Raw genomic sequence first — 6,611 nt, forward strand, 5'->3', positions numbered from 1 at the left:
TTTAAGGGATTTCGTCTTATTTTTTACTTCATAACGGCCTCGTTAAAACGCCTAGGAAGCGTTTTAAGCATTGTTATCTTGATATTGACAGAACGATTGCCATTTTAAGAAAAAACGCCGTAAATCTTGATTTAGGACGCTTACTGCCGATTTTCGCCTTATCTTTCTGCTAGACCGTGAGCGTAGCGAACTAGCCCCGCAGGGTAACGGGTTATCCGCACTGTGATCGTTAAATGGTCGAAGACAAAATCCACTTACAGCGGTGCTTTTAGATCTCGCCCCTGCCAAGGGCAGGAAATGGCGAGGCATTTTTGGGTAAGGGTGGAGCCTTTAGGCGAACTAGGGCGAAGCCCTTGGTCGCGGCGCAGCCGCTAAATGTTCAAATTTACTGATTTATCCACAGATGAAATCCTTTTTAATAAGATCTTTCTTGTTTTTTAAGATCTTTCTTGTTTTTAGCTGCGCTACAGCCCTTGTGTACCAAGGGCTGTAGCGTTTATAGGTGAGAGGATTCGCAGTTCTACCCACTTTATAGGTGAGAAGATTCGCAGTTAATTTAGTTTTATAGGTGAGAGGATTCGCAGTTCTATCCACTTAATTGGGTGAGGTGTTTTATTTTCTACTCACCTATGTTAAAAGTGAGCTTTTAAATAGGAGGTCTCACCTTTGAACAATTTATCCGTAACTAAATCTAACGAGCTGGTAGATGCTAGTTACAAACTGAACGTGCAAGCTCAAAAGCTTGTTTTAGCCTGTTTAGGGAAGGTTGACCCTAGACGAGAAATACCAAAGGAAATAACCATAACAGCACTAGAGTTTTCTGAACTAATGGGAATCCCTAATGCACACAGAGAACTATACTTGGCTGCAGATTCTCTATTTGGTTCATCGATAAAAATACGGGATGGAAACGACGATATCGAAGTTCATTGGATACAGAAAAAATCAAAGAAAATAAAAGGTTCTGGCAGTGTAACGATCACCTGGTCTGATGATGTATTGAAATACATTAGCTGCCTTCAAAGCCGCTTCACTTCGTATAAATTACGCCATATAGCAGAACTCCAATCCTCACACTCGATTCGTCTCTATGAACTTCTGATGAAGTTTAATAGCACTGGGGAACGAATAATCTACCTAGACGATTTCAAATCAGCACTTGGACTTTCTGATAAATATCCTCTTTTTAAAATATTAAATAGAGATGTGATAAAACCCTCGGTTGATGAACTTAACCAGCGAAGTGATTTAACTATCAAATATGAAACGATCAAGAAAGGGCGTTCAGTTGCGGCTCTCAGCTTCGAGTTTAAACAAAACAAACAGATGAAATTAGACGTATAATCCAATGCAACACAAGCAACACCGCATCTCTTGATGCTAAAATATTGGTGCAACATGGCAAAATTAAATCTATCTCAAGTCGCCAAAGTAACAGGGAAAAACAGGACGACAATATGGCGCCATATCAACTCAGGTAAGCTTTCAGCGGAAAGAGATCGAGATGGCCTGCCATTTGTTGATACATCAGAACTTCTGCGGGTTTATGGTGAATTAAAAGCGATTGCAACAGTTAGCAACGAAGAAAAGCAACACAATGAAACACCTGAAAATTCTGCGTTATTTGAAGTAATCGAACACCTAAGGAAAGAGGTGGCAGAAATGAAGAGTCAGATGACAAACTTAACGAATAGGCTTACCTATACCAATGAGTTAAACGGCAAAGAAAAGCAGCTAGATCGACAACAAAGTACGCGTCCTGAAGATGATCCTAGTTGGCCCAAAGAAATAAAATGCATGGCTGACATATTACTGAGAGAAGAAATAAAATCACGCTTTAAAAGCTAAAAATAAGTCTGTCATTTACTAGTTTAGTAATAGTCATTAACTAAAAAAAATAACAGTAATCATTTGATTTAAAAAGATAAAATAATTTTTTTCTGACGTATAACAATAGCTCTCTATCTAGATAGTTTTCTGGTTAATAATTTAAAGTTTAACCATGACATCTTTTTTGGAGCAAAAAATGAACAAACTTGAAGACATCGTAAACTTGATATTATTAATGCCGAACGACAAAGCATACCTACTGGTAATCGTAGGATTGCTACTAGTGATAGTAAAAATTCTTGATGTTGTTAATTCCATCGTAAGAAAAAACAAGGATATAAAATGAGCAGTTTTCAAAGACTTCCGACATGGTGGTTTAGACAAGAAAGGCTCAAAAACTTTAATGGTGGGAAGCAAATAGGTGAGAGTATTGCTTCACTTAAAGTTCTTGCGTGCATAGCTTTACACATTGATTACAAAAGTCTTTCTGCAAAAATATCGATAAGTGACATTGAGGTTATTACGGGGCTATCTAGACCTATGGTGATGAAGGGGATCTATAAATTAGAAAAAGAAGAAATGGTTGTAGTAGATAGAGAGTGGAATACTAATTTATACACACTAACAGAGCTTCATGAGGATTCTAATTGGGCAAAAATGCCATCTACAACGATAAAAACCAACCTAAAGAACATTCCTAATAGAGGCATAGCAGCTTTTGGGGCACTAAAAATATATTTATCTCTTTTAGCATTAAGGGATAATTCCAGTCAAAATGTGAAAATTAGCTATGAAAAGATCAGGGAGTGGACAGGGCTTCAGTCTTGCCACATAAGATCGTCACTAGACGTCCTTTATAATCATTCATTTATTCACATCTACAAAAGTGAAGAGTTAGACTTCACGAAAGAAGATAAACACGCTCATAACGTATATAAGATCGTAGGGAATCTATTAATTAGGTAACTCAAAGAAATAGCGCACAATTGGCAGTTATGTTAAATGACTAAGTTTACTGTCTAAAATTAGATTTAAGCGTAAATAAATACCATAACAGACCATTTACCCTAGTTATCTTGTCAAAAAACCTCTAAAAAACCCTGAAAGTTTATAACCATATTTAGGAGTTTTCCCCATCCAGAAAAGCCTATTTTAGCTTGGCTACGAAATCACATTCCAATGCTTATTTTTACCAATCGTTCCGCATGCTTACTTATTTCTAACGCGGTATTTTAACGAACAAGATATCCACAAGATATCCCCTAAATTCAGACTTGCAAATAGGTGCAAACCTCACTATCTTGTTGGGTAAGCGCTAATCAGCACAACATATAGTAGTTTCGGTTGGATTGATTTTTGATGAGTCAGAGGCGTGAGGGAGTGTGATTGGAATGCGGCAAACAAACCAATCACACATAAGATCAATGCAGGCGCATTTACTTATTTGGTACCTTATAAGTAACACAATAAAGCGTTATCGCATTAACGTGTTATAGCCAATATATGCCATGCAGGAAAGGCTATCAAGCTTTCCTATATGAAAATGTGCCTTCAAAAAAAAGGAGGCCACATGGATAACCCTAATTCGTTGAATTTAGTGATAAATGTACATTATCACTATCATTTACCGCAATTGCCATTATCTACATTGATTCGCTGTATGAATCTGGTTTTAATGTTCGGTTTATTTTAGATCTTAACGACAAGCGCTTCTTTAATATTAGGGGCGCTTTTCGCTACCAACCTTTCTATCTAGCGCTTTGTTTAAAATCATAACCGCTTATTTGCATCGTTATAAACAACAGCACTTTCTCTTTTACCAACAGCCACAACAAAAACGGTGATCCGTTCATCCTGTATTTGGTATACCAAACGATAACCAGCACTACGCAACTTGATTTTGTAACAGTCTGGCAGCTCCCGCAACCGGTTGGCATCAATACGGGGATGAACCAATACCTCAGCCAACTTCTTTTTAAACTGCTGGCGAACTGTATCGCCTAGCTTGTGCCATTCCTTCAGAGCGCGGGGGTCAAACTCCAACTTATAGGTCATCGAGCGAAACCTCGATACCCTTGCGAGGGTTCGCTAGACGCTCTCTTACCAAGGTAATCAGGGCTTCATCATCTGCAGTTAGCAGTACCGGTTTAAATGGCAAAACGCCCCTGTTTGCCACGTACTCCAATGTCTGACGTAGCGCCTCAGAGGGACTCACGCCTAATTTTTCCAACGCAGCAAAAGAACGCTCTTTAAGTTCGTCATCGACGCGAATATTAATTGTGCCCATAGCCACTCACCGTAATTACAAATGTAATTACATTATGGGGAGCAGACATAAACAATACAAGAAAAATTTTGATTATGTTACTTTTTCAAGATTGGTTGTGTGGAAAAGGCTATGTTCTGAGCGTTATCTTCTAAAGATCTCAGAAATACCGGATCTGAAACTTCGCCTTTTATGTAGTGACCATCGATGTAAGCGGTATTATCCAGGTGGGAGATTAGCGCCTTGATCACTTCTTGATATTTCTCAGGCACCCGCATCACGACTGTCTTTTCATACTTGGTTTTACGACCCGCACCTGGGCGAGCGCCACCATGGTTATTTGACTTGGATTGTTCTGTCATAAATGCCACCCTTGATTAAGTTACAAAATCAATATACATTGAAAAAGTAACATAATCAAGTGACGACTACCGTGACGAGATGAAGATAATATCGTGACCAAATGAAGAGGATTTAACATGGCACTCACTCCTGAAGAGCAAGCGTTAAAAGCAGCGTTACTGGCGCTCCCAGGTCATCACACAATGGATTCCCCCGAGGTACAGGACTGGCTCGTTCGGGCTGCGAATGTGTTAGGAAAGCATCAACTCGCCCCCAATGAGCATTGGGTATATGACAGCGCCAGCGATATGTTAGTGAAGGAAAAAAAGCACTAACGCTTTTTACCACGCAGACGAGGCTTACCAGACTGATCAGGTAAGCTGCTATGGGTATATAACAAGTATCCCGAATAAATCAGCGTGCCAAAGGTCGCGAGAATAAGAAAAAAACCGATAATCTGAATTGTACTCATGGCACCCGCCTCCCGATTGGATATTGCACTAAGTTGATAGTAGCAGCACTAAGAACCCAGATAAACAGCCGTGACCGGCAACCGGCCATGGCCTAACTCCTGCGTAATGATTGCCCTTGCCATTTTATCTAACGCCCTGTGCGCCTCTGACAGCCTTCTTGCCGCGACCCCAGATACTGCGTGACATTCGAAACCGGTTAAAGCGACATAGCGCAGCTGCGCGTAGCGGTGACGCAAGCCATGCGCCCGATCGAGACCAATCTTAAGGCAGGTATTTTCGTAGCGTTTCATTTGCTGCACATACATTAACTGCGGCGGAATGAGCGAACGTCCACGGGTTAACGTGCTCGCCAGTGCCAATAGTTGGCGCTGTTCGTCCGTCAAAATTGGGATCGCGCGATCTCTGCCGCCTTTGCACCAAGACGCATCCAACAGCAAACGATCGCCTTGAACTGCCTTATCGACAATAATCTTCATCGCTTCTTCGCGCCTTAAGCCAAACGCGGCTTGAAGCTGTAGCGACATTTTTATATACGGATCGGACACCGCATTAAGTTGGGCTTCGGTAAGCGTTTTTCCCTTATTTTCATTGGTGACATACACCCGCTTATCGATCCCTAAATCCGAATTTGACGGCGATATAACGCCCTTTTTGCCTATTTTTTCGGTTAGCCAACGGATATGCACCATCCGGTTTTTAATTGTCCCTGCAGACAAGTTTTTCGCCTGCCATTTTTGCAACAGTGCATCAATATGTTTTGGCTTTAGCCCTTTCAACTGCAGATTTTTAAACCCTAATTCTCTCAATTGCTTATCGACTAAACGGATCGTTTTAATCCGCTCCGATTTCGTTGCGAATGAACTGGCGCAGTGTTGCTTCAAAAATTGATTAGCCTGAAAAAAGAAAGTGGAAGCCATAAAACCCCTTGAAAAAGTAACAAAATCAAAAAGGGGAATGCGCCAAATAGGCGCATTAACAATGGAAAAGAGTTTGCTCTGGCGGATTAGCAACACAACGGCCTGTAGCATTCGCTAGGCGGCCATTTCGGAAGTCAGTTTAGTGTTAATGCTCGTTCCTACTGCCGAGAACAGGTAAGAACCCACGAGGGTATTGAGCAAGTGTTGCTAAGGGCAATTGCCACAAATGATGCGTCTCTGTTGAGCGCCGCCATCAAGTCTGAGTGCTAGTCAGTGATCCTACAAACGTCCTGTTGGACGGGAGCAAAAAAGGTTTTTCTTAAGGGGAAATATTGAAGCATCGAGAGATGCGCTGGAAGAAATGTCACTTTACCGCAAGCCAAATTCGCACGCAATAGCGGCGGCCGCTATCACGCGCTTAAAATGCCAAAAGAAGCCAACATTCCCCGCATGAGGAGCACACCTGGGGGTATGTCACTCCCTTAAAATGGAGTGACATACCCCCCTCTACGTTGGCTTATTTTAACATTTGAATTCGTAACTTTTTCAAACTATCCCAAGCCGGCCACTTCACGCATACCGGCAGACTTCGCTAGCCGGCATGCACTCAGCGGCAAAGAAAAATCACAAACCATCCGCTAAAAACATGGCGGTGTTTTAAGGGATTTCGTCTTATTTTTTACTTCATAACGGCCTCGTTAAAACGCCTAGGAAGCGTTTTAAGCATTGTTATCTTGATATTGACAGAACGATTGCCATTTTAAGAAAAAACGCCGTAAATCT

9 protein-coding genes are annotated in these 6,611 nt (G+C 41.2%); 4 read left to right on the forward strand and 5 right to left on the reverse strand.

What is annotated here, in order from left to right:
- The first annotated feature begins 666 nt into the window (after positions 1-666).
- From MO387_RS20520 to MO387_RS20530, 3 genes are all read left to right on the forward strand, one after another.
- A complete protein-coding gene (locus tag MO387_RS20520; RefSeq protein WP_242326483.1) occupies positions 667-1,344 on the forward strand; it encodes a replication initiation protein in 678 nt (225 codons plus the stop codon).
- Positions 1,345-1,398: 54 nt separating this feature from the next.
- Positions 1,399-1,848, forward strand: coding sequence for a hypothetical protein (locus tag MO387_RS20525; protein ID WP_242326484.1), 450 nt, complete (start codon positions 1,399-1,401; stop codon positions 1,846-1,848).
- 324 nt (positions 1,849-2,172) lie between these two features.
- A complete protein-coding gene (locus tag MO387_RS20530) occupies positions 2,173-2,796 on the forward strand; it encodes a hypothetical protein (RefSeq protein ID WP_242326485.1) in 624 nt (207 codons plus the stop codon).
- Positions 2,797-3,600: 804 nt separating this feature from the next.
- Here the strand turns inward: MO387_RS20530 and MO387_RS20535 are convergent.
- The 3 genes from MO387_RS20535 to MO387_RS20545 all read right to left on the reverse strand — a co-directional run bounded on the left by MO387_RS20535 (position 3,601) and on the right by MO387_RS20545 (position 4,458).
- Positions 3,601-3,885: a type II toxin-antitoxin system RelE/ParE family toxin gene (locus tag MO387_RS20535; RefSeq protein ID WP_242326486.1), complete on the reverse strand. Its 285-nt coding sequence runs from the start codon at positions 3,883-3,885 to the stop codon at positions 3,601-3,603.
- A complete protein-coding gene (locus MO387_RS20540; protein ID WP_242326487.1) occupies positions 3,875-4,117 on the reverse strand; it encodes a type II toxin-antitoxin system RelB/DinJ family antitoxin in 243 nt (80 codons plus the stop codon). Before MO387_RS20540 ends, MO387_RS20535 begins: the two co-directional genes overlap by 11 nt.
- Positions 4,118-4,194: 77 nt before the next feature.
- On the reverse strand, positions 4,195-4,458 hold the full coding sequence (locus MO387_RS20545; RefSeq protein ID WP_242326488.1) for a hypothetical protein: 264 nt from the start codon (positions 4,456-4,458) through the stop codon (positions 4,195-4,197).
- A 117-nt stretch (positions 4,459-4,575) separates the two neighbouring features.
- Here MO387_RS20545 and MO387_RS20550 point away from each other — a divergent pair, with 117 nt between their 5' ends.
- Positions 4,576-4,773, forward strand: a complete 198-nt coding sequence (locus tag MO387_RS20550; RefSeq protein WP_242326489.1) for a hypothetical protein — start codon at positions 4,576-4,578, stop codon at positions 4,771-4,773.
- Here MO387_RS20550 and MO387_RS20555 read toward each other — a convergent pair.
- Complete coding sequence (locus tag MO387_RS20555) at positions 4,770-4,910, reverse strand: hypothetical protein (protein ID WP_242326490.1); 141 nt, start codon at positions 4,908-4,910, stop codon at positions 4,770-4,772. The two genes, MO387_RS20550 and MO387_RS20555, sit on opposite strands and share 4 nt — an antisense overlap.
- 48 nt (positions 4,911-4,958) lie before the next feature.
- Complete coding sequence (locus MO387_RS20560) at positions 4,959-5,828, reverse strand: phage integrase N-terminal domain-containing protein (protein ID WP_242326491.1); 870 nt, start codon at positions 5,826-5,828, stop codon at positions 4,959-4,961.
- Positions 5,829-6,611 lie beyond the last annotated feature (783 nt).

The organism is Shewanella sp. N2AIL (genome assembly GCF_022690845.1).
GTDB lineage: Bacteria > Pseudomonadota > Gammaproteobacteria > Enterobacterales > Shewanellaceae > Shewanella > Shewanella baltica.

Bases quoted from the DNA above. Each gene is read 5' to 3' on its own strand.
- MO387_RS20540 (WP_242326487.1), bottom strand. From the start codon at position 4,117: ATGGGCACAATTAATATTCGCGTCGATGACGAACTTAAAGAGCGTTCT.
- MO387_RS20555 (WP_242326490.1), bottom strand. From the start codon at position 4,910: ATGAGTACAATTCAGATTATCGGTTTTTTTCTTATTCTCGCGACCTTT.
- MO387_RS20530 (WP_242326485.1), top strand. From the start codon at position 2,173: ATGAGCAGTTTTCAAAGACTTCCGACATGGTGGTTTAGACAAGAAAGG.
- MO387_RS20535 (WP_242326486.1), bottom strand. From the start codon at position 3,885: ATGACCTATAAGTTGGAGTTTGACCCCCGCGCTCTGAAGGAATGGCAC.
- MO387_RS20560 (WP_242326491.1), bottom strand. From the start codon at position 5,828: ATGGCTTCCACTTTCTTTTTTCAGGCTAATCAATTTTTGAAGCAACAC.
- MO387_RS20545 (WP_242326488.1), bottom strand. From the start codon at position 4,458: ATGACAGAACAATCCAAGTCAAATAACCATGGTGGCGCTCGCCCAGGT.
- MO387_RS20525 (WP_242326484.1), top strand. From the start codon at position 1,399: ATGGCAAAATTAAATCTATCTCAAGTCGCCAAAGTAACAGGGAAAAAC.
- MO387_RS20550 (WP_242326489.1), top strand. From the start codon at position 4,576: ATGGCACTCACTCCTGAAGAGCAAGCGTTAAAAGCAGCGTTACTGGCG.